A 21,277-nucleotide genomic window follows, 5' to 3' on the forward strand; every position below is an offset into this window, starting at 1 on the left:
TGGTACTTTACGAGTAAACAGGGGAGCCTACGGTGATCTTATGCGCCTTCGTCATGTAGAGGGTGAATACCGGCGTACCATTTACGCATATCATGCCCTTGTATTACTCGCGCAGGCAGTGGCAAACGCCTGAGTAAACGTTCAAGTTCCTCAAAATCACACAGAGAAAAATCAGTGTTATGATAAACAATAGGCTGAAAAGATGAAGCGGATTCGGATTCAGATTCAGATTTAGTGAAGGGTGAATCCGTAGGTGTCCTTACCACAGGTACAGGTGCGCTCGCCGTTTCATAGGATAAGTCGTTGTGCGGAAAAGAAGTCTTTTGTGCAGAGACATGTGTTTTAGGTGAGGTGTTTTGGGCAATAAGGACGACGTTTCCTCTGCGTCCTCCGCGTCCTACTTTTGGATCTGCAATAGCAATAACTCGATCGAAAACTTCAGATACGGCAGCAATATCGTAGCGTGCGTCACTTGTGCCACCATGTGCGCAATTGACCATATAGAGTCCGCCGGGTCGTAATGCGCGCGCAACAGAATGAACGTATTCAATGGTGCGTAGGTGGGAGGGTATTTCTCCGTGAGCAAAAGTATCACGCACGATAACATCCCAACGCTGAGGGCGAGTCTTTTCTGTTTCATGGCGTGCTTCACCGACACGAATTTTCAATTGAGGTGCCCGTGGTAGGTCAAAGTGTTCACGCACGAGTTGCGCTAAAGCTGCATCATATTCAACAGCCGTGTGCCGTGAATGGGGGAAAAGTGTGACCCAAGCTCGCGGCAGTGCGCATGCGGCTCCTCCCAGATGTAGGACCTGAATACGTGCCTGCGTCTCGTAGGTGGCCTGGAGAGCACATGTCATATGTTGCATGTATTCAAAATCCATATGCGTGGGGTCGTTTATATCAATACATGACGATTCCACATCATTGAGGAATAAGGTAAGGAGGGGGCCGTCTTGAGTAAGGCGGGCGTATCCGTAGTCAATGGGGAATTCTTCAGTGCCGCGCAGCCGGGGACCTTTTTTCATGAAAGACACTGTAGTGAAAAATGAGGGAAAATAGGGGCTATGAGCAAAAGGGGGTGTATATGTCTCACGCTCCACGTGATAGCAGGGGAGTAAAGGATTGGGGTGATGATGATTCACGCACCCCGATTCTTCATGTTGATATGGATTCTTTTTTCGCTGAGGTTGAATTACAAGAGAATCCGCAGCTGCGTGGACGTCCCTTGATTGTGGGCGGTAAAGGTAACCGCGGTGTTGTGACCTCTGCGACATATGAGGCCCGTGCTTTAGGGGTGCGTGCAGGAATGCCAATGGGTCGCGCGCGGAGTTTATGTCCTCATGCGTATGTGGTGGCCTCTCGTTATTCGCTTTATTCACAGTATTCGCATCGTGTGATGGAGGTATTATCGAGTATTACCCCTGTTTATGAGCAGGTCAGTATTGATGAGGCATTTTTGGATGTGTCGGGTGCTCGACGGCGTTTAGGCTCTCCGCGTGTGATTGGAGAGCTGATTCGCCAGCGGGTGCGCACTGAAGTAGGTTTACCTGCTTCTGTTGGTATTGCAGTCAATAAGTCTGTGGCAAAAATTGCTTCAGCTAATGCGAAGCCAGATGGTTTATTGTTGATTTCTCATGAGGCGACCTTGCCTTTTTTACATGGTTTACCTGTGGGTGCTTTATGGGGTGTAGGCGCGCGTACTGTGGAGATACTGGAGCGTGAGGGTGTGACCACCATAGGTGATCTTGCTGCTTTACCTATTGATCGTGTGGTGAAACTTTTAGGTGTGGCTCATGCTCATCACGTACATAATTTGGCGTGGGGGATTGATCCTCGTCCGGTTGCTGCTGTTCATCCGGAAAAATCTGTGGGCGTGGAACGCACTTTTGAACACAATATTTATTCGCGAGAAGAATTAGAGCGTTTTGTTTTGGCTGCTTCTCATAAATGTGCTGCGCGTCTGCGTAGGGCAGGTCTTGTTGCTTCTGGTGTTGCTCTGAAAATACGTGATGGGAATTTTGTGACGGTGACTCGTTCGGCAACTTTACCTGATGTTACTGACGTGGGGCGTAGCCTCGCGTTGGCTGCGCAGCGTTTGCTGAAAGCTCAGCCCATTCCCCTTGCTGGGGTGCGTTTATTGGGTGTGCGTGCGGAAGGGCTTCGACGTGCAGATGAGGGTTTTGCTGTGCCTTTGGAGGAAGATCCTCGTCCGCGGGCAACTGAGCGCGCAATGGATCAGGTGGTTGAACGTTTTGGTGCGTATGCATTACGTCCGGCTCGTTTGTTAGAGTCCACAAAGAATGGAGATTCGTCTCCTCGGGCCACAGAGCATTAGACTAAGGGCAACTGAGAGGACGACAAGGAAGTGTGCGATGGCGTTATCTGAGTACGAAAAGAAAGTTCTTGAACAGATGGAAGCAGATTTCCGTCGTTCGGATCCCCAATTTGTGGCAGGTATGTCTGATTCTGCTGTTGAGCCTCGCCCTGTGTCACGTGAGCGTCTGCGTTTGTCGCCTCGTCGTTTTATTTTGGGGCTGTGTGTCGTCATTGTTGGTTCGCTGCTGTTATTAACAGCTGTGTCTTTGGGTTACAGTTATACGTCTATTGCGTTGGCGGTATGCGGGTTTGTTGTGATGGTGTCGGGTTTGCTGTGGATGTTCCGAACAGATTCATCACAGAGTGCTTCTGCTGGGGCTGTTTCACGTAAAGGCATGTGGTCCCGTTTCATGTACAGGCAGCAACAGTATTGGGATGAGCGTCAGCAGCGTTAAAGCGCTATGTGATTTTTGTTGTGCGTACGCTGTTGTGCGCACGGAATATTTGTGCTGCTCTTGTGTCATTTTGTGTGATTGTGTCTCAACTTTTTGTGTTGAATGCTTTGATGAAATAGTTGGTTGTGACACATAGTTTTTCTGCTTCCACTTTGCTCCCCAGCATAGATATGTGTTTGTGATTCTTATGCGCCTTTGTTGGGGATATATCGCTTTTTCTGAGTCTTTTTCGCTGCTATGAGCAGTATCTCCTAAAAATTTTGCGGTCTTTAGTGTGTGTGTGGAAACTTTTATCCTGCGTATCTGTTGAGATAAAAGTGTGTATTTTCCCCCATTTTCCTCCACCAATTATTTTTGGCTTATTTTCAGCATATTTATGCAATAACTCAAGAGTTTTTGCGTGTAAATATCTTGATTTTAGAAAAAAGTGGAGTAAAGTGGTGGAAGATGTCACGCAGGGGAAGGCGGTGAAACATGTTTCTTGGAACTTACGAGCCAAAGCTCGATGACAAAGGACGTGTAATTTTGCCTGCCCGATTCCGTGCAGACATGGAGGGAGGGATTGTTCTCACTCGCGGGCAAGAACGCTGCATTTACGCTTTTCCAGCCCACGAATTTGAGAATATGACCGCTGATCTGCGACGCGCACCATTGTCATCAAAACAAGCTCGTGACTGGATCCGCGTCATGCTTTCTGGCGCATACAAAGAAATGCCTGATAAGCAAGGTCGAATCGTTGTTCCATCTGACCTGCGAAATTACGCCAATCTTGGTCGAGAACTCATCGTTATTGGCGCAGGAAGCAGAGCAGAAATATGGAATGCCGAGGCCTGGCATGAATACCTTGCCCTCCAAGAGGAAGCATTCGCACATACAGAAGAAGAAATCATTCCTGGAATGTTCTAAAGCGCATATTGAGGTCTCCGCCCCAAGGTCTGACATCACTTCCCCGATGGCAGAACTCGGTGGGGGACCCCGATAGGCGAAGGAATGTTCAAGGAAACAGAGGAAAGGAGGATATAGCATGGCCGGGCCTGAACATGCTGACCCTGCAACTTTGCATATCCCTGTCCTCCTTGACGAATGCTTAGCTATGCTAGCTCCCGCTTTCACAGTGGAAAAACCTATTTTGATTGACTGCACCCTTGGAATGGGTGGGCACACGCACGCTGTTCTTGAACGATTCCCTAATGTCACCGTCATTGGTATAGACCGTGACCCTGAAGCAATCAGTATTGCTTCACGCCGGCTGAACACATTCGGCTCTCGTTTTCACGCAGTTCATACAACCTACGACCACGTTGACGAAGTGGCTCAGGAATATGGTCATGACGGGAAAGTTGAAGCCGTCCTCATGGACTTAGGTGTTTCCTCGCTGCAACTTGATGAAGAAAAACGTGGTTTCTCCTACGCTGTTGATGCTCCTCTTGACATGCGGATGAACCCTACAGATGGGCCTACAGCAGCAGACCTGATTGCACATATGAGCGCAGCGGAACTGACACGTATTCTAAGAATCTACGGTGAAGAACGCTTTGCCTCAAGAATTGCGCGAAATATCGTGACAGAACGCGAGAAAACACCGATACTACGTACAGGACAGCTTGCTGATATTGTTCGTCGTTCCATCCCTGCACCTGCGCGGCGTACAGGTGGGAATCCATCAAAACGCACATTCCAAGCACTACGTATTGCCGTCAACGACGAACTACGCATTCTTGAACACGCGCTTCCTCGCGCACTGAGCAGCATCAGGATCGGTGGCCGACTGGTAGTGGAATCCTACCAGTCCCTTGAAGACCGCATTGTGAAAGATATTTTCAAACGTGGCGCAACAGATCAAGCACCCCCCGAAATGCCGGTAATACCTCCGCATCTTCAAGCACGTCTCACATTGCTGACACGCGGTGCCCAACGAGCACATACCCAAGAACAAGAACACAATCCCCGCTCTGCATCTGTACGCCTACGCGGAGCCCAAATTATTGCACCGTGGAAGGAATGAATATGAGCGCTGTACCCAACAGGAACCGTCCGGCAACGCGGACAGATCAGCTGCGTATGCCAGCCACTCCACGGCTACATATCGTTGAGGGAGGAGCGCAGCCACGTCGTTCGGTCCTCCCGCTGACACTCGTGGTACTGTTCGCACTCGTTGCAGCTATCGTGACACCTATGCTGCTCAATACGCGGATGGCCCAAACATCATTTGCTATTCGTGAGCAGCAAATTCTACTCAACGAACTCAACTCTCAAGCTGCCCAGATGCAAGTACAGATCCATGAACGCTCATCTGCGATCTCATTGGAAAAGGCCGCCAAAGCGCAAGATATGGTTCCTTCCGGACGCCCAGGAATCATTCGCTTAGCAGATGGCACAGTTGACGCAGGTGTGGCTGCCCAATGACACTTTCGGCTCGTCGGGCACGATGGATCGTCATCATCACCCTCTTATTACTGTGTATATGCGCTGTACGCCTCTTTGATATTCAAATTATCCAAGCAAAAACACTGGCAACAGAAGGACAAATTGTCCGCACCCAAGTGTCAGAAGTTCCTGCTCAGCGCGGCACAATTATTGATGCGACCGGGACCGTACTTGCTGATTCTGTTCAGACCTATCACATTGCAGCAAATCAACAAAATATTGCGCGCTGGATACATTACGAAACAGTAGACGGCAAAAGAACTCAAAAAATACAAGGTCGAGGTCCTGCAGAAGCCGCCCGACTTCTTGCGCCACTTCTCGACATAGATGAGGCTACACTTGGCGGACAACTCGTTGGTGACAGCACATACGTGTACCTGAAGAAAAATGTGAGCGCACAAACCTACAAGGATATTCGCGCACTCGACATACACGGTATCGAATGGGAAGCCGTCACAGACCGTGTCTACCCCAATGGAAATACAGCAGCACCAGTTATCGGTACCATCAATGCTGAAGGCAAAGGCGCCTCAGGCCTCGAAGCAACGATGGATTCTCTATTAGAAGGCGTTGCTGGTAAAGAAGCGTACGAAATTGCGCCGAATGGTGCTGTAATGCCCGGCGGTAAAAAAGTCATCGAAGAACCCATGAACGGAGCGACAATCCGTACGACACTTCATGCTGATCTGCAACACTTAGTGCAAGAAAAACTTGATGACCGTGTGCGTAAACATCAAGCAGAGTGGGGAGCAGTAGTAGTCACCGAAGTAAGTAGCGGACGAGTCCTTGTCCTTGCAGACTCATTTTCTGAAGCGCCAAATAAATCAAAAGTACAACCCATTTCAGCTGTCCAATACGCTTTTGAACCAGGTTCTGTTGGCAAAGTCGTCACCATGGCGCAAGCAATAGAAAAAGGAACAAGCACACCCACCTCAGTATATGAAGTAGCTTCGACAGTGCAGCTTCCCGGTGGCGATGGCATCATAAAAGATGCTATCCCACACCCTGTTCTTAACCTAACAAGTACCGGTATTTTGGCTCGATCTTCCAATGTGGGAACAATGCAAATCGGTGAAACCCTCACCGACGAAGAACGCTACGAATTTATGCGTCTCCTAGGTTTTGGTGAAGTCACAGGAATTGAACTGCCCGGCGAAACTACCGGAAGTTTACGTCCCCCAGATCAATGGCAAGGACGTGACCGTTTCGTTACCATGTTCGGTCAAGCCTACTCAATGAATGCCCTCCAAGAAGTCACACTCATGTCAACCATCGGAAATGGGGGAGTACGAATTAACCCACGAATCATTGACTCGTGGACTTTAGCGGACGGCACAGTACACACCCCTCAAGCTCCTGAACCCGTTCAAGTAATATCGGCCGATACCGCAGCTCAGATAGCCAAAATGATGGAATCCGTTGTTTCGGGTGAAGGCGGCACAGGTGGCTTAGCGAAAGTTGAAGGATACCGTGTCGGTATTAAAACTGGTACCGCAGAAATCTTTGAGGGAGGAACCAAACGTATTCTCTCAACTGCGGCAGGAATCATTCCCGCCGATAAACCACGACTCGCTATTGCCGTTGTCATTTACAATCCTGCTAATGGCTTATACGGTGATAGTTCTTCCGCTCCTCTCCTAGGTGACGTGGGAGCAGATGCCGTTCGTATTCTCGGCGTACCTGCCTCTGCCGAAGAAGCCCAGCTATATCCGTCCAGTTCTCAATAAGGATTCACAGCACACCAGGAAAAACACCTGGAAGGAGAAAGATGCACCGCAGCAGCGACTGGATCGCACAGGCACTCTCAGGGCAAATAACCGGCCCTTCCTGTGAAATCACAGGAATTGTCACCACTGATTCACGTGAAGTGACACCGGGTTCACTCTACGTTGCGCGACGCGGTGAAAATGCGGATGGGCATGACTACCTCGCATCTGCCAAGCACAATGGGGCTGTTGCTGCGATTGTTGAAGAATACCGTGCAGATGGGCCAAATACGCAGATACGTGTTCCAGATGCGACACGTGCTTTGGGACGCCTTGCGCAGGCTCATCTTGCAGACCTTCGAGTCAAAAATCCGAACCTACGTGTGCTCGCTGTGACAGGGTCTGCAGGAAAAACGACAACAAAAGACCTGCTCCATCAGATCTTGTCCGTTCACGGTCCCACAGTGGCACCTAAACTCTCTTTCAATAATGAAGTCGGTATGCCGCTGACTGTCCTGACAGCTACAGAAAACACACGTTACCTTGTTCTTGAAATGGGTGCCTCTGGTCGTGGACATATTGCTTACCTTGCGCATATTGCACCTCCCGATGTCGCAGTTGAACTGATGGTTGGGCACGCGCACATGGGAGGCTTTGGCAACGTAGAAGGAATCGCGCAAGCAAAAGCTGAACTTGTGGAAGCCTTGACATCTCAAGGCATCGCTGTCCTCAACGCAGACGACCCGAATGTGATGGCCATGTCACATCGCACACAAGGCCACGTGATGACTTTTTCTGCCGCAGGGAAAACGGATGCATGTGTGATCGCCGCAGATGTTGAGATAGACGAAAAAGGCTGTCCATCTTTTTCACTTATGCTACCTACCCAAGCACATAGTCCAGTGGCATCCGTAAAAGAAAGAGAAACCTCAGCTCATCTTTCGACCCCATCCGATGAAATTACTGAATACCACACATATCCTGTGACTTTACAATTAGTTGGTATTCACCATGTTGCTAATGCTTTAGCAGCCGCTACAGCAGCATATGCTTTGGGACTGGAAGCAGCAGATATAGCCAAGCGCCTATCGAATGCCCGTGCACAATCACCGCATCGGATGGACGTGCGCTCCTTAAACTACGGTTCGTGCCGATACACGCTGATTGACGATTCTTATAATGCGAATGTTGATTCGATAAGTGCTGCAATTACTGCTTTAGGAACATTGGCTGGTACTCGCCCTCGCATAGCACTTCTGGGTGAAATGCTTGAACTTGGTGATGAAGCTGAAGCTATGCATCGTCAAGTCGGACAGATGGCACGTCATTGTGGCATTAATACCGTGATTACTTTGGGAGACGGGGCGCGATATATCACACAGGAACTTTCTGAGGCGACCCGCACACGTCATGCGCGTACACCACAGGAAGCATTCGGTATCCTCTCAGAGGAGATAGTTGAGGACTGTGTGCTCCTTGTGAAAGGATCGCATGGCTCTGGCGCTCATCTTGTCGCCGACATGCTCATTGAGAGGGGAACCGTCCGATGATAGGGCTTATCTTGGCTTTCGTTTTAGCCCTTGTCCTTTCGTTAGGTCTGACGCCTCTGTTTATCCGCTATCTGGTTGCCCACCAGTACGGTCAGTTCATCCGTCAGGATGGGCCTACACAACACCTCACAAAACGCGGTACTCCAACAATGGGGGGCGTAGTTTTCATATTCGCCACCGTCATCGGATGGCTTGTCGGTTCCCTTCTAAACGGGGGGCCTACATGGTCAGGTATTTTGCTGATCTTCCTTCTTGTAGGTTTAGGCGTGATCGGTTTACTTGATGATTCCATCAAAATCATGCGTCAGCGTTCGTTGGGGCTTCATGCCGGTGCAAAAATCATTGGACAACTTGCGGTAGCTTCCCTTTTCGCCGTGGGCGCACTCATATTGCCCGATGAAAGGGGGTACACCCCGGGGGCCCTCCAGATTACGTTTACGCACACTTTGACCGTGTCACTGGTTTTTGGCGGCATCATCCTCGGCGTTATTCTTTTTATTCTGTGGGCAAATTTCCTAGTAACAGCATGGTCGAATGCTGTGAATCTGACGGATGGGCTTGATGGTTTAGCTGCTGGCGCATCTATTTTTGTTTTCGGTGCCTACACATTCATGTCGTACTTTTCTACAATGCAGGTATGTGGCGGCCGGACATTGAATGTTCATGCGTGCTATGCGTTACGTGATCCTCTGGATATCGCTATCATCTGTGCTGCACTTGTAGGAGCTTTAGCGGGTTTCTTGTGGTGGAACTGTTCTCCTGCACAAATTTTCATGGGCGACACAGGATCACTCGCACTTGGAGGTGTCCTCGCCGGTGTTTCTTTACTGACGCATACGGAATTTTTTGCAGTGATTGCAGGCGGTTTATTCCTTGCCACCACTATTTCAGTGGTTATTCAAGTGGCTTTCTTCAAAGCAACAGGCCGCCGCGTTTTCCTCATGGCTCCTTTGCATCACCATTTTGAACAAAAAGGATGGAAAGAAATCACAATTGTGATTCGTTTCTGGTTAGTTGCCGCACTTCTTGCCATGATTGGGGCGGCTCTTTTCTATGCAGAGTGGGTGTCTCGCCTGTGATTCCTCAGTCACCAGTAGCAATCGTCGGATGGGGTGTGTCAGGCAAGGCCGCTGCCCGTGCTTTAGTGCGTCGCGGTATTGACGTGATGGTTTTTGACGGGAAAGAAGGGGCAGCTCCCTTACCGGATCTTCCACAGGTGAACGTCCGCTCGATTACAGATCCAGAATCTTTGGCACAGGCGGTCCTAGCAGCACAACCAACACTCGTTATTGTTTCACCGGGAGTCGCTCCGCATACCCCGCTCATGCAGGCATGTGAGCGCTCCTCAATTCCCGTATGGGGTGAAGTTGAACTTGCGTGGCAATTGCAAGAATCAGGGCCGCATGCTGGTAGGCCTTGGCTTTGCGTAACTGGGACAAACGGTAAAACAACAACCGTTGGTATGCTGGGTTCGATTTTACGGGCTGCAGATAAACACGCGGTGGAAGTAGGAAATATCGGTTCTCCCATTTGCGAAGCTATTGACACAGATGCGCACATCTTTGCCGTTGAACTTTCCAGTTTCCAATTGCATACGACTCATACGCTATCCCCGTGGGCTTGCGTATGTATTAACGTGGATGCGGACCATGTGGATTGGCATGGAAGTCCTGAAGCGTATGCGAATGATAAATCACGTATTTATACTCATACCCAGATGGCTTGCGTGTACCCAGCGCATGATCGTCCTATTGAAAAAATGGTCGAAGATGCCGATGTGATTGAGGGCGCGCGTGCTATCGGCGTCACATTGGGGATTCCATCTGTATCGCAGGTGGGGCTTGTTGAAAATCATTTGATAGATCGGGCATTTGTAGCTGATCGACACAAAAACGCCCTGCACCTTGCTGATGTTGAAGATGTTGCTGCTGCCTATGGTGGTTCTGTAACAGCAGCAGTAATGATGGACGCGCTGATTGCGGCTGCGCTTGCGCGTTCTGTTGATGTTCCACCTGAAAGTGTGGCTGAGGGCTTGCGTACCTTCCGTCCGGCCGCTCATCGTCGCGCAGTGATCGCTGAGGCTGCAGATCTGATCTGGATTGATGATTCAAAGGCAACGAATGCGCATGCTGCTGAAGCATCTTTACGTGGATTAGAGCCGCATAGCGCTATTTGGATTTGCGGTGGTGACACGAAAGGGCAGGTCTTTGATGACATGATTGTGCGCGTTAAAGATCAGCTTCGAGGTGTCGTTCTTATCGGCGCAGACCGCACTGACTTCGCTCGTGCTTTTGCTCAGAATGCTCCGGAAATACCGGTTGTTGAAGTAGCTGAACATGAGGATTGGATGTTTTCAGTGGTGAATGAAGCTGTCGCCCTGTCGCGTCCAGGTGATACGGTTCTTTTAGCGCCGGCGTGTGCTTCGTGGGATCAATTTGAGAATTATGGTCAGCGTGGTGACGTATTTGCTGAGGCTGTGCAGCGACTTGCCCGCCAATGGGGGAAGTAAAAAGGGCAGGGGAGGTCTGATATGCGTTTTCGCCTACCGAAAATTGAGTTTGGAGATCGAAACAAAGAAAGGCCTCCTGCTCATCCTGTGGTGACCTATTACCTCATCATTATTCCCGCTACCTTATTGACATTATTTGGCTTGGTCATGGGTTTTTCTGCCTCAGCGGTTCTTCATATCTCGCAAGGTGAAAGCCCGTATTCTGCTTTTCTTCGCCAGCTTGGAATTATTGTCATTTCTACTCTGCTTGCGGCTTGTGTGCACATGATTAACCCCCGGTGGTGGTATAAATGTGCTCCGTTTATTTTTGTGGCTGCGTTACTGGCGCAGCTTTTGGTTTTCACGCCGCTTGGCAGGGAAGTTGGCGGCAACAGGAACTGGATTTACCTGCCGATTTTGGGGCAGGCACAGCCTTCCGAATTTATGAAACTTGCGATCATCATTTTTTTGGCACGTCTGGTTACCCGTACAGGTGCTCGTCTTCATGACTGGAAACAAATGGCTGCGACGGTGGGCCTTGCTTTTGTTACAGCTGTTGGCTCCATCATGCTGGGCCGTGATCTTGGAACTGCTTTAGTTGTCATGGTTTCCTGCGTCGGTGCATTATGGGTTGCTCGGCTACCAGCAAAATGGTTCGGGTGGGCCGTGATTGTCAGCATTCCGGTCATGGTTCTTTTAGTTGCGATGAATCCTTCACGTATTCGACGGGTTCTTGATATTCTTCCGTGGCGTCAAAGTGTCCGTAACCTTTCTGCACCAGAACAGATTGACCACGCGCTGTGGGCTTTGGGTTCTGGTGGTTTAACAGGTTTAGGTCCGGGTGCTTCACGTGAAAAATGGAATTATCTTCAGGAAGGTCATACGGATTTCATCCTAGCTATTTTAGGTGAAGAATTTGGGCTTTTAGGTACTCTGTCTGTTCTTGCATGTATAGCTGTTCTTGTGTGGGCGCTTGTGCGGTTGTGTATGACAACCACTTCACCTTTCGTTGCGGTGAGTTCTGCGGGAATTGCCTCGTGGATTGGAATTCAAGCCATTATTAATATTTTTTCAGTAACAAAAATCGGTCCGGTTATTGGTGTTCCCTTGCCGTTGGTATCCTATGGTGGTTCCTCATTCTTTTTCACTGCTCTTGCTTTAGGCGTTGTTGCTGGATTCGCGCGAGATGAAGCAGGCATGGGAAGGTGGGGACGGCCCGATGAATCTTCTGCTGGTCGTGATCCTCGGGTACTTCCTAAACGCCGGCCAGCGGATAAAGTAACGAAACGAAGCAGGCAGGTACGATGAGATTCCTTTTAGCCGGTGGCGGTACGGCAGGTCACGTGAATCCTTTGCTCGCAACAGGTCATGTGTTGCGTGAAGGCGGAAATGAAGTGATCGTTCTTGGAACTCAGGAGGGTTTAGAATCTGATCTTGTCCCGGCGCACGGTTTTCCATTGGAAACGATTGAGAAAGTACCCCTTCCTCGGAAACCAACGCCAGCTTTAATGACTTTGCCGTTACGTTTGCGTCGAGCAGTGAAGCGCTGTGAAGAACTCCTTGAAGGCGTGGATGTGCTTGTAGGTTTTGGTGGCTACGTGTCAACGCCTGCGTACTTTGCGGCGCGTTCACGTGGCGTTCCAGTGGTTATTCATGAACAAAATGTGCGTCCAGGTTTGGCTAATCGTTTAGGGGCGCAGTGGGCGCGTGTCGTGGCTTTAACATTTGAATCTACTCCTTTGCAGGCTCGTCGAGGAATGACGACGGTGACAGGTTTGCCTTTGCGTAGTGCGATTAGTGAATTAGCGCAGGCTCGTCGTCACCCCGATCAGTTGCAGGATCGGCGCTTCCAAGCTGCTGCCCGTTTAGGTATTTCGTCGGATATGAAAACACTGCTTGTAACAGGCGGTTCTTTGGGTGCTGTTCATTTGAATGAGGTTGTGACTCAGGCTGCGCGTTTTTTACCTGAGGATGTTCAAGTTATTCATCTGACTGGTCGTGGTAAAGACGAAGCAGTGCGTACCGCTGTTCAAGAGGCCGGGGTTTCTTCGCGTTGGTTGGTGCATGACTACCTTTCGACAATGGAGGATGCTCTCGCTGTTGCTGATCTTGTGCTGTGTCGCAGTGGTGCGGGTACGGTGGCTGAAATGACGGCTTTAGGTTTGCCGTGTGTTTATGTGCCTCTGCCGATCGGTAATGGTGAGCAACGCCTGAATGCTGCCGATCATGTGGCTTGCGGTGGCGCGCTCCTTGTGGAGGATGCGTGTGTGGACGCGGATTTTGTTCGTGAAGAAGTTTTCTCTTTAATGCTTTCTGACCATTTAGATCAGATGAAACGTGCCTCTGTGAATATCGGAAAGACTGATGCGGCGACTCGTTTGGCAGATCTCGTGATGGGGGAGGCGATGGCTCGTGGCTGATCGTTACCATTTTATTGGTATTGGCGGGGCTGGCATGTCGGTTATTGCTGAGCTTCTTGCAGCCGGAGGAGCTGTGGTTTCTGGCAGTGATCGAAGCGATTCGCCTGTTTTAGAGCGTCTGCGTTCACTTGGTATTGATGCGCGGTGTGGGCATGATGCGCACGCGGTTTCAGCGGATGCAACGGTGGTCGTATCAACAGCAATACGTGAATCAAATCCTGAGTATAGGGTGGCTCGTGAGCGTGGGCAGCGCATTATTCACCGTTCTGAGGCGTTGAAGTTAGCATCGCAGGGTATGCGTTTTGTTGCGGTTGCGGGTACGCATGGGAAAACAACCACATCAGGTATGTTGACTGTTGCGCTTGCTGAGGCCGGTTATGATCCTTCCGCAGCAGTGGGGTCTGTGATTGGTCGTTACGGTTCTGGAGCTCATGTGGGTGCAAGCGATATTTTCATTGCTGAAGCCGATGAGTCTGACGGGTCATTTTTGAATTATGCTCCTGTGATTGAGCTTGTGACGAATGTGGAACCGGATCATATGGATCGCTATGGCAGTCCTGAAGAATTCGAGGCTGTGTTCCTTGAGTTTGCTGATCGTTTAGTTGAGGGGGGCCTGCTTGTCTGCTGTGCAGAGGATGCCGGTGCTGCTCGTTTAGCTGAAGCTGCTTCTCAACGTCACCGTGTACTTACCTATGGTCGTCCTGAGCGTTGTTTGATTCCTGTAGATGTGCAGATACATGATGTGCATGTAGGAGCGGATGGGATGAAAGCGCGGGTGTCTTATGTGGATATTTCTGTGCGTATTTCATTACCGCTATTTGGTGAACATAATGTGTTAAATGCGGTGGGAGCTTGGACTGTGGGCTGTGAACTCGGTGTTTTACCTGAGGTCATGGCTCAATCGCTTAGTGCGTTCACGGGAACTGCGCGTCGTTTTGAGTTACGCGGACAGGTAGGTTCGCGGCGTTTGTTTGATGATTATGCGCATCATCCAACGGAGGTTGCGGCTGCTCTTGCTCAGGCGCGGATGGTGGCGCAGGGTGGTCCTGTCACGGTTGTTTTTCAGCCTCATTTGTTTTCTCGTACTCTTTCTTTTGCTGATCGTTTCGCCCGGGCTTTATCAACTGCGGATCACGTGGTGCTCACCGATATTTATGCTGCTCGTGAAGATCCTGTGGAGGGCGTGGATTCTTCGATTATTTCCCGTCATATTCAAGGGGCGCAATGGGTACGCGATATGCATGAAGCAACGCGTGTTGCTGCTCACTTAACCGGCGAAAATGGTGTTTTGTTACTGATGGGTGCGGGTGATATTACTTCATGCGCATGTGATGCGCTGCGTCAGTGGGAGTCGTTGCAGTGAAAACTCCGCCTCGTCCTCGTCGTTCTTCTGATTCACGTTCTCAGGACACTCAAGGGCGCGAGTTTGTGCCTGGTCAGGAAAAAACAGGGGGCCTGTCACAGGATTCAGCTGTTTTTACTGAGGCGGTTTCTTCTGATCTTGAGCAATCTGCGTATGTGAGTATCCGTGTTCCTGAGGATACTTCTGTTTCTCGTTCTGTACCTGTAGGTGCGTCTGTCCGTCAAAGGGGTAAGAAGTCTTTGCAGCACCGTCGCATAGTACAAGAGGAAGCGCGGCAGAGTATTTCTGAGGATTCTGTTTCAGGTACTGTGAAATTATCGGGGCGTCGTCATCGTTTACGTGAGGTTCTTCGTCGACCTATTGGTTCACGTGCCGCCGTGGAACTTATGGGTGTTGCTCAGGGAGCGCCTGTTGCCTCTGCAACTGCGCGGCTTGAAGAAAAAAGACGTGCTCGTCGTCGTTTACGTGCGGGACGTTATATCGTTGCATGTTTCTCTGTTCTTGCTGTGGCGCTGTGCGTGTGGGGTGTATTTTTTTCGCGTTTATTTGCTTTAGAGCAACAGCAGATACAGGTGACGGGAAGTGATGATGAGATTGTGTCGCCTGTGGCTGTCGTTGAATCAGTGGAGCAATGGTATGGCGTTCCTTTGACTCGTTTGTCTCTTTCGTCGATTGCTGAGCATATTCGTCATTCTTTTCCGCAGGTAAAAGATGTGGAAGTGAAGCGACGTTATCCTGTGGGTTTGGATATTGTTTTGACGCTTCGTGAAGTTGTTTTATCGGAAAGGCTTGATTCTTCGTGGAATCATGTTGATGAGTCGGGTGTTATTTTGCGGCGGGGTCAGGGTGTTCCTGCTGAGGGTACTGCGCGCGTTGTTTTACCTCAAGAGGAGGGGAGGGAACGTACTCAGGCTGCTGCTGCTTTGTATCATGCGTGGACTGCTTTGGGTACGGATCTGCAGAGTCAATGTGATCTTATGTCCTCTGATGGTATGTTTGTGACTTTTACATTGACATCAGGTGCATCGGTGGTGTGGGGGACAGATGAGGCTGTGGAGCTGAAAAGTCGTGTGTTAGCTATTTTGGTGGCGGAGCGTTCGGCTGCTACCTATGATGTTTCAGCGCCTACACGTCCTGTGATTCGCTAGTTTTGTCCGAGTGTTTCGACACGCCCGAGCACATACTTGCTCATTGCTGTTTTGACCTCTATTTTCTTTCAGCCAGAATACAGGAAAAACAACAACCTTCTACTTGAGGTTGAAGGTTTGGGATTGGGTGAGGAGAACGACACATGGCGGCACTCCAGAATCAACTAGCTGTGATAAAGGTCGTCGGTGTCGGTGGCGGCGGTGTCAATGCCGTTAACCGCATGATCGAAGTAGGCTTAAAAGGTGTCGACTTCATCGCTGTCAACACGGATGCACAAGCGCTTCTGATGTCCGATGCAGATACGAAACTTGATATTGGACGCGAGCTAACACACGGTCTGGGTGCAGGTGCCGATCCTACCGTGGGTCGTCAAGCTGCGCAGGATCACGTTGATGAAATTGCGGAATCACTTGAAGGCGCTGACATGGTTTTTGTGACCGCCGGTGAAGGCGGTGGAACAGGAACCGGCGCAGCCCCCGTGGTGGCACGTATCGCGCGGGCAAGTGGAGCGCTGACAGTTGGTGTTGTGACACGTCCGTTCTCCTTTGAAGGGCAGCGTCGCTCAGCGCAAGCTGACGCGGGTGTGAATGCACTACGCGAAGAAGTAGATACCCTCATCGTTATTCCCAATGATCGCTTGTTGAAAATTTCAGATACGGGAATCTCTGTATTAGAAGCTTTCCGTGCAGCCGATCAGGTCCTTCTTTCTGGTGTTCAAGGTATCACTGAGCTGATTACCACCCCGGGCCTTATCAATGTGGACTTCAACGATGTGAAATCAGTGATGAAGGATGCAGGTTCTGCTCTGATGGGTATTGGTGCAGCAACCGGTGAAGATCGCGCTTTACGAGCTGTTGAAACAGCTATATCATCGCCTCTGCTTGAAGCCTCTATTGACGGCGCACACGGTGTCCTTATGTTCTTCCAAGGCGGATCTGATCTTGGATTGCATGAAATCGTTCAGGCCTCACAGCTTGTACGTGAAGCTGTTCATCCGGAAGCCAATATTATTTTCGGTAACGTGGTCGATGATGCATTAGGCGACGAAATCCGCGTCACAATCATTGCCGCAGGTTTTGATGAAGCCGACACTCAGGACGAAAACTTTACAGCGCCTTCAGCAACTCCTGCACCAACCCCCGCTGCTCGTCAAGTAATGACTTCTGCACCTCCTGTTCCTGAAGTACAGCAGCGATCATTAGGTGAAGTTCCAATTGCTCGACCTGCTCACCGTGCGACTGTGGAAGTTCCTACTCGCCGCGCCTCTGTACAGTCACCCCTTCCTCCGATTCCGACAGCATCACATGTCGGTCACGTTCCGACGGAGGGGCCTCAAGAAGAAGCCTCACTGGAAGTACCTCGTGTCTTTGATGAGGAAGAACGTCCAGAAGACCTTGACATCCCAGACTTCTTACGATGACCCCTGTGGATACACGTGGTGCCGTGTACTGCTTCACTGGAGCGGGATACGGCACCGATCCTTTGCGGGCGAATTACGGCCTTCATGTTTCTGATAATGAGGAAAAAGTGCATGAGCGTCGTCATCATTTAGCTGATGATCTTGGACGCGCGATTATATGGATGAATCAAGTGCACGGGAATCAGGTGGCCGTTTTTACCTGTGATGATGACCTAGCAAAATTGAGAGCACCTGATTCCCCGTATCCAATGGAATACGGCCCAATTGTGGCCGACGCGATGATTATTGACGCGCGTGAGTGGAAAAATGCGCCTGCTGCAGCAGTTATGGTCGCAGACTGTATGCCGATCCTCATGTCAGCATGTGGCGGTTCTGTCGTTGCCTGTGTTCATGCGGGACGAGGAGGACTTTTATCAGGAATTTTGACTCGCACGCTTTCTCTGATGCGTGACCTATCATGCCAGATGGAAGATGTGCGTGTCGTCATTGGCCCATCAGCTTGTGGTTCTTGTTACGAGGTGCCGGCATCAATGCGTGACCAGGCAGTAATGACCCATCCGGCAGCTTACTCAACAACAAGCTGGGGAACTCCTGCCATCAATTTACAGGCGGCAGCGTGTGAAGAAATGCGGATGTGCGGAATACAAGAAATCTTTGTTGAAGGTATCTGCACAATCGAGGAGGACACATGTCATTCTCACCGTCGAAATCCTGAGTCGGGACGTCAAATAGGGGTTATTCGTCCTTATTATTTTGGTGATATTGATGACTCTCCGCGTGTCTTAACAGTTTTACGCTCATACCCCACTACGATGGCAGCAGCACACTTATAGGTAAGGAGAAAAGAATGACAGAGCCTTTTGGGGCGCGTGCTCGTCGTTTCCTCGGATGGTATACCCCAGAGAACATGGAAGACGACCAAGAATTTTATGCTGCGGCTGAAGATTTTGCCGAAGTGACCCCTTTGCCTTCTGTGCGACATGAAACCCCTACTCATGAGGTTTCTGAAAAATACTCGGAGGCTTCTCCTGCTCCCCAGCTTTCTCGGATAGTCACAGTGCATCCTGATTCCTATGCGGATGCTTTGTCTATCGCAGAGTCTTTCCGTCAGGGGCTGCCAGTTATTTTGAATCTGACAAAAATGTCCGATGAGGAAGCTCGTCGCATGATTGACTTTGCTGCAGGTTTAACCTTTGGGTTACATGGTGTCATTGAGCGAGTGACTCCGGGAGTTTTCTTGCTTTCTCCGCGCACAGTGGAGGTCAGTGGCGACTTTGGTGGTACACCTCGTCGGAGTATGCTCTTTAATCAGGGCTGACACGTGACTTTATTTTTTCATTGGGTCGGGTGGCTTCTCTCACTTGTTTCATCTGTGTATATGATGATTCTGGTTGCGCGTATGGTCATCCAGTGGGTGAATGTTTTTCAACCACGTTGGCGACCACCCCTTACCTTGTTACCGTTATTTAACTTGTGTTTTTGGATAACGGACCCGCCCATACGATTTTTTCAGCGTCACATTCCGCCATTGCGATTAGGACAGGGCTTCGCTGTGGATATGGGATTCATCATTGTTGTGCTGATAGTCCTTATTGCGCAGCGTTTTGCTGTTTATCTGCAGTACATCTGACATCAAAATTATGTGAGATGTGACCAATGATGATAATGTGACATCGTTTCGGATATTATATTCATGAAGTGCATGACGGGTTATCTGCCGATACACCCGTAGCGCATACGCAAGAGCAAATTCGTATGCGCGACATCCAAGAGACAGAGAGGCAAAGGAATGGCCCTGCTCACTACTGAAGATGTGCTCGCGAAGAAGTTCCAGTACGTGAAGTTTCGTGAAGGCTACGATCAGGTTGAGGTTGATGAATTCCTCGACGAGGTTGTATCGACGATCTACACCCTTCAGACTGAAAATCAAGATCTGAAAGAAAAACTTGAAGCTGCTGAGCGTCGTATCGCAGAACTGTCAGGTAACGCTCCTGAAACAGTTTCTGTGGCTTCGGTTCCGGGTGCTTCAGATGAGGCTCTTGAAGCTGCTGAGCGTCGTATCGCAGAACTGACGGCAGCCCTTGAAGAAGCTCGTGCAACACAGCATTCTGTTGCAGAACCAGTCCAAGCTCCGGTTGATACAGAATCTGCTACTTCAATGCTTGCTCTGGCTCAGCGTGTACATGATGAATACGTGCGTGATGGTCGTGAAGAATCCGAACGGATCATTTCCGAAGCACGTACAAAGGGCGACGAAATCGTTGCTGATGCTCAAAATCAGCATCAAACAATTTTGGCTCAACTCGATCATGAACGTGGCTTACTTGAAGAAAAGATCAACGAGCTGCGTGGATTCGAGTCTGAATATCGCACGAACTTGCGTTCACACCTCGAAGGTTTACTTGCTGAGGTAAGTAACAGCACCGTAGCCTGAGTACTTTACATACGTGTAGCTGACCAGAGGCGGTGGCGCAGTTTCGCGCCGCCGCCTCTGGCACATCAAGTGGAGGAAGATAATGACTACACGCCCTCAGCGGCATATTTTTTTGGCTTTCTTTGTTGCTTTCTGCGCTGTTGTAACAGATCAGATGACAAAGCTGTGGGCACTTCATGCTTTAAGTGACAATAGAACGCTCACACTTATTCCAAGGTTTTTGTCATTACACCTCACATATAACTCCGGCGCTGCTTTCTCTCTAGGACAAAATCGCACGTGGATTTTCACACTCGTGAGCATGATTGTTGTTATTGCTTTGAGCGTGTACATCACGCGGACAAGTTCACGTGTATATGCCCTACTTGCTGCTCTCTTGGTTGGTGGCGCTTTCGGTAACCTGCTTGATCGTTTACTTCGTCCACCTGCACTGGGAATAGGGCATGTCGTTGATTTTATTGACTACGGTGGTTTTTTTGTCGGCAACGTCGCAGATATCTGGATTGTCCTCGCCGCTTGTTTCCTGGTTCTTTTCAGTATTTTTAGCCGCGAACTCCCTCAAAAAATAGGCAAAACAGATGCAGACACGACAATAAGCGTGGACTCATCTGCTTCATGATGACTATGAGTAATACTCGATATTTTCCTGTACCTGATGCCCTCATGGGGGAACGTGTTGATGCTGCTTTAGTGCGGCTTTTAGGTATGTCTCGTAGCAAATGCGCTGAACTCGTTGACAATGGTGATGTCTTGATTGATGGTATGCGTATATCGAAATCGCATCGCCTCAACTCAACAGACATTATTGAGGTGACCCTGCCCGCACCGGATAGCACGCCGCCACCGGTGGTCGGCATGAATATCCTTTACGATGACGAGGATATCGTAGTAGTCGATAAACCTGTGGGGACAGCCGCTCATACAGGCCCAGGATGGTCAGGACCCACAGTGCTAGGAAATCTTGAAGCTGCAGGATATCGGATCACCACTTATGGTCCACCTGAACGTCAAGGGATTGTTCATCGCTTAGATGTTGGTACTTCAGGTGCCATGATGGTAGCAAAATCGGATGTCGCCTATTCAGTGATGAAACGTGCCTTCAAAGAGCGTAGTGTCACCAAGATTTATCATGCGCTCGTTGCAGGTCATCTTGACCCATCAGTGGGAACAATTGATGCACCTATTGGTCGTCATCCTTCACGAGAATGGCGTATGGCTGTGATTGATGGGGGTAAACCAGCAATTACACACTATGACACGTTGGAATGGTTACCTGGAGCCTCACTCCTAGAAATTCACTTAGAAACGGGACGCACCCACCAGATACGTGTTCATATGGCAGCCATTGGACACCCGTGTGTTGGTGACGTTTTCTATGGGGCAGATCCCACACAGGCGCAGCGGCTGATGCTGGAACGTCAGTGGCTACACGCGGTGGAACTAACTTTTCAGCACCCACGTACAGGTTTACCAGTGACAGTTCGTTCACCATATCCTGCTGATCTGAAAGCGGCACTTGACATAATGCGTCACTCCTAACGATCCT

Annotated in this window: 21 protein-coding genes; 20 read left to right on the forward strand and 1 reads right to left on the reverse strand. The window is 49.8% G+C overall.

Annotated elements, in window-relative coordinates; all coding sequences use genetic code 11:
* Positions 1-38 precede the first annotated feature (38 nt).
* Positions 39-1,028, reverse strand: coding sequence for a spermidine synthase (locus tag LRP54_RS02065; RefSeq protein ID WP_231234791.1), 990 nt, complete (start codon positions 1,026-1,028; stop codon positions 39-41).
* Positions 1,029-1,087: 59 nt separating this feature from the next.
* Here LRP54_RS02065 and dinB point away from each other — a divergent pair, with 59 nt between their 5' ends.
* From dinB to LRP54_RS02165, 20 genes are all read left to right on the forward strand, one after another.
* A complete protein-coding gene (dinB, locus tag LRP54_RS02070; protein WP_231234792.1) occupies positions 1,088-2,338 on the forward strand; it encodes a DNA polymerase IV in 1,251 nt (416 codons plus the stop codon).
* 37 nt (positions 2,339-2,375) lie between these two features.
* Positions 2,376-2,774, forward strand: coding sequence for a DUF3040 domain-containing protein (locus LRP54_RS02075; RefSeq protein ID WP_231234793.1), 399 nt, complete (start codon positions 2,376-2,378; stop codon positions 2,772-2,774).
* Between the two features lie 474 nt (positions 2,775-3,248).
* The gene (mraZ, locus tag LRP54_RS02080; RefSeq protein WP_231204684.1) at positions 3,249-3,680 is read left to right on the forward strand and encodes a division/cell wall cluster transcriptional repressor MraZ; all 432 of its coding nucleotides are present in this window, start codon (positions 3,249-3,251) and stop codon (positions 3,678-3,680) included.
* 118 nt (positions 3,681-3,798) lie between these two features.
* Complete coding sequence (rsmH, locus tag LRP54_RS02085) at positions 3,799-4,779, forward strand: 16S rRNA (cytosine(1402)-N(4))-methyltransferase RsmH (RefSeq protein ID WP_231234794.1); 981 nt, start codon at positions 3,799-3,801, stop codon at positions 4,777-4,779.
* Positions 4,780-4,781: 2 nt separating this feature from the next.
* Positions 4,782-5,180 carry a hypothetical protein gene (locus LRP54_RS02090; protein WP_231204689.1) on the forward strand — a complete coding sequence of 133 codons (399 nt, stop codon included), beginning with the start codon at positions 4,782-4,784 and terminating at the stop codon, positions 5,178-5,180.
* A complete protein-coding gene (locus LRP54_RS02095; RefSeq protein ID WP_231204691.1) occupies positions 5,177-6,928 on the forward strand; it encodes a peptidoglycan D,D-transpeptidase FtsI family protein in 1,752 nt (583 codons plus the stop codon). Before LRP54_RS02090 ends, LRP54_RS02095 begins: the two co-directional genes overlap by 4 nt.
* Before the next feature lie 41 nt (positions 6,929-6,969).
* Positions 6,970-8,457 carry a UDP-N-acetylmuramoyl-tripeptide--D-alanyl-D-alanine ligase gene (locus tag LRP54_RS02100; RefSeq protein ID WP_231234795.1) on the forward strand — a complete coding sequence of 496 codons (1,488 nt, stop codon included), beginning with the start codon at positions 6,970-6,972 and terminating at the stop codon, positions 8,455-8,457.
* The gene (gene mraY, locus LRP54_RS02105; RefSeq protein ID WP_231204695.1) at positions 8,454-9,536 is read left to right on the forward strand and encodes a phospho-N-acetylmuramoyl-pentapeptide-transferase; all 1,083 of its coding nucleotides are present in this window, start codon (positions 8,454-8,456) and stop codon (positions 9,534-9,536) included. Before LRP54_RS02100 ends, mraY begins: the two co-directional genes overlap by 4 nt.
* Complete coding sequence (murD, locus tag LRP54_RS02110) at positions 9,533-10,966, forward strand: UDP-N-acetylmuramoyl-L-alanine--D-glutamate ligase (protein ID WP_231234796.1); 1,434 nt, start codon at positions 9,533-9,535, stop codon at positions 10,964-10,966. The genes mraY and murD overlap by 4 nt, the downstream gene beginning before the upstream one ends.
* Positions 10,967-10,987: 21 nt before the next feature.
* On the forward strand, positions 10,988-12,253 hold the full coding sequence (locus LRP54_RS02115; RefSeq protein ID WP_231234797.1) for an FtsW/RodA/SpoVE family cell cycle protein: 1,266 nt from the start codon (positions 10,988-10,990) through the stop codon (positions 12,251-12,253).
* Entirely contained in the window at positions 12,250-13,365 is a 1,116-nt protein-coding gene (murG, locus tag LRP54_RS02120) for an undecaprenyldiphospho-muramoylpentapeptide beta-N-acetylglucosaminyltransferase (RefSeq protein ID WP_231234798.1), read from the forward strand. Before LRP54_RS02115 ends, murG begins: the two co-directional genes overlap by 4 nt.
* A 34-nt stretch (positions 13,366-13,399) precedes the next feature.
* Positions 13,400-14,728, forward strand: coding sequence for a UDP-N-acetylmuramate--L-alanine ligase (gene murC, locus LRP54_RS02125; protein ID WP_231234878.1), 1,329 nt, complete (start codon positions 13,400-13,402; stop codon positions 14,726-14,728).
* Positions 14,725-15,876: a cell division protein FtsQ/DivIB gene (locus LRP54_RS02130; protein ID WP_231234799.1), complete on the forward strand. Its 1,152-nt coding sequence runs from the start codon at positions 14,725-14,727 to the stop codon at positions 15,874-15,876. Before murC ends, LRP54_RS02130 begins: the two co-directional genes overlap by 4 nt.
* 143 nt (positions 15,877-16,019) lie before the next feature.
* Positions 16,020-17,297 (forward strand): cell division protein FtsZ, encoded by a 1,278-nt coding sequence (ftsZ, locus tag LRP54_RS02135; protein ID WP_231234800.1) that lies wholly within the window; start codon positions 16,020-16,022, stop codon positions 17,295-17,297.
* Positions 17,294-18,130: a polyphenol oxidase family protein gene (locus LRP54_RS02140; protein ID WP_231234801.1), complete on the forward strand. Its 837-nt coding sequence runs from the start codon at positions 17,294-17,296 to the stop codon at positions 18,128-18,130. The genes ftsZ and LRP54_RS02140 overlap by 4 nt, the downstream gene beginning before the upstream one ends.
* A 14-nt stretch (positions 18,131-18,144) precedes the next feature.
* On the forward strand, positions 18,145-18,615 hold the full coding sequence (locus tag LRP54_RS02145) for a cell division protein SepF (protein ID WP_231204709.1): 471 nt from the start codon (positions 18,145-18,147) through the stop codon (positions 18,613-18,615).
* 3 nt (positions 18,616-18,618) lie between these two features.
* The gene (locus LRP54_RS02150) at positions 18,619-18,927 is read left to right on the forward strand and encodes a YggT family protein (protein ID WP_331274734.1); all 309 of its coding nucleotides are present in this window, start codon (positions 18,619-18,621) and stop codon (positions 18,925-18,927) included.
* A gap of 159 nt (positions 18,928-19,086) precedes the next feature.
* The gene (locus LRP54_RS02155) at positions 19,087-19,731 is read left to right on the forward strand and encodes a DivIVA domain-containing protein (protein ID WP_231234802.1); all 645 of its coding nucleotides are present in this window, start codon (positions 19,087-19,089) and stop codon (positions 19,729-19,731) included.
* An 82-nt stretch (positions 19,732-19,813) separates the two neighbouring features.
* Entirely contained in the window at positions 19,814-20,350 is a 537-nt protein-coding gene (gene lspA / locus LRP54_RS02160) for a signal peptidase II (RefSeq protein WP_231234803.1), read from the forward strand.
* A 5-nt stretch (positions 20,351-20,355) separates the two neighbouring features.
* Complete coding sequence (locus tag LRP54_RS02165; RefSeq protein WP_231234804.1) at positions 20,356-21,270, forward strand: RluA family pseudouridine synthase; 915 nt, start codon at positions 20,356-20,358, stop codon at positions 21,268-21,270.
* Positions 21,271-21,277: the final 7 nt, after the last annotated feature.

The organism is Schaalia sp. lx-100, assembly GCF_021083625.1.
GTDB lineage: Bacteria > Actinomycetota > Actinomycetes > Actinomycetales > Actinomycetaceae > Pauljensenia.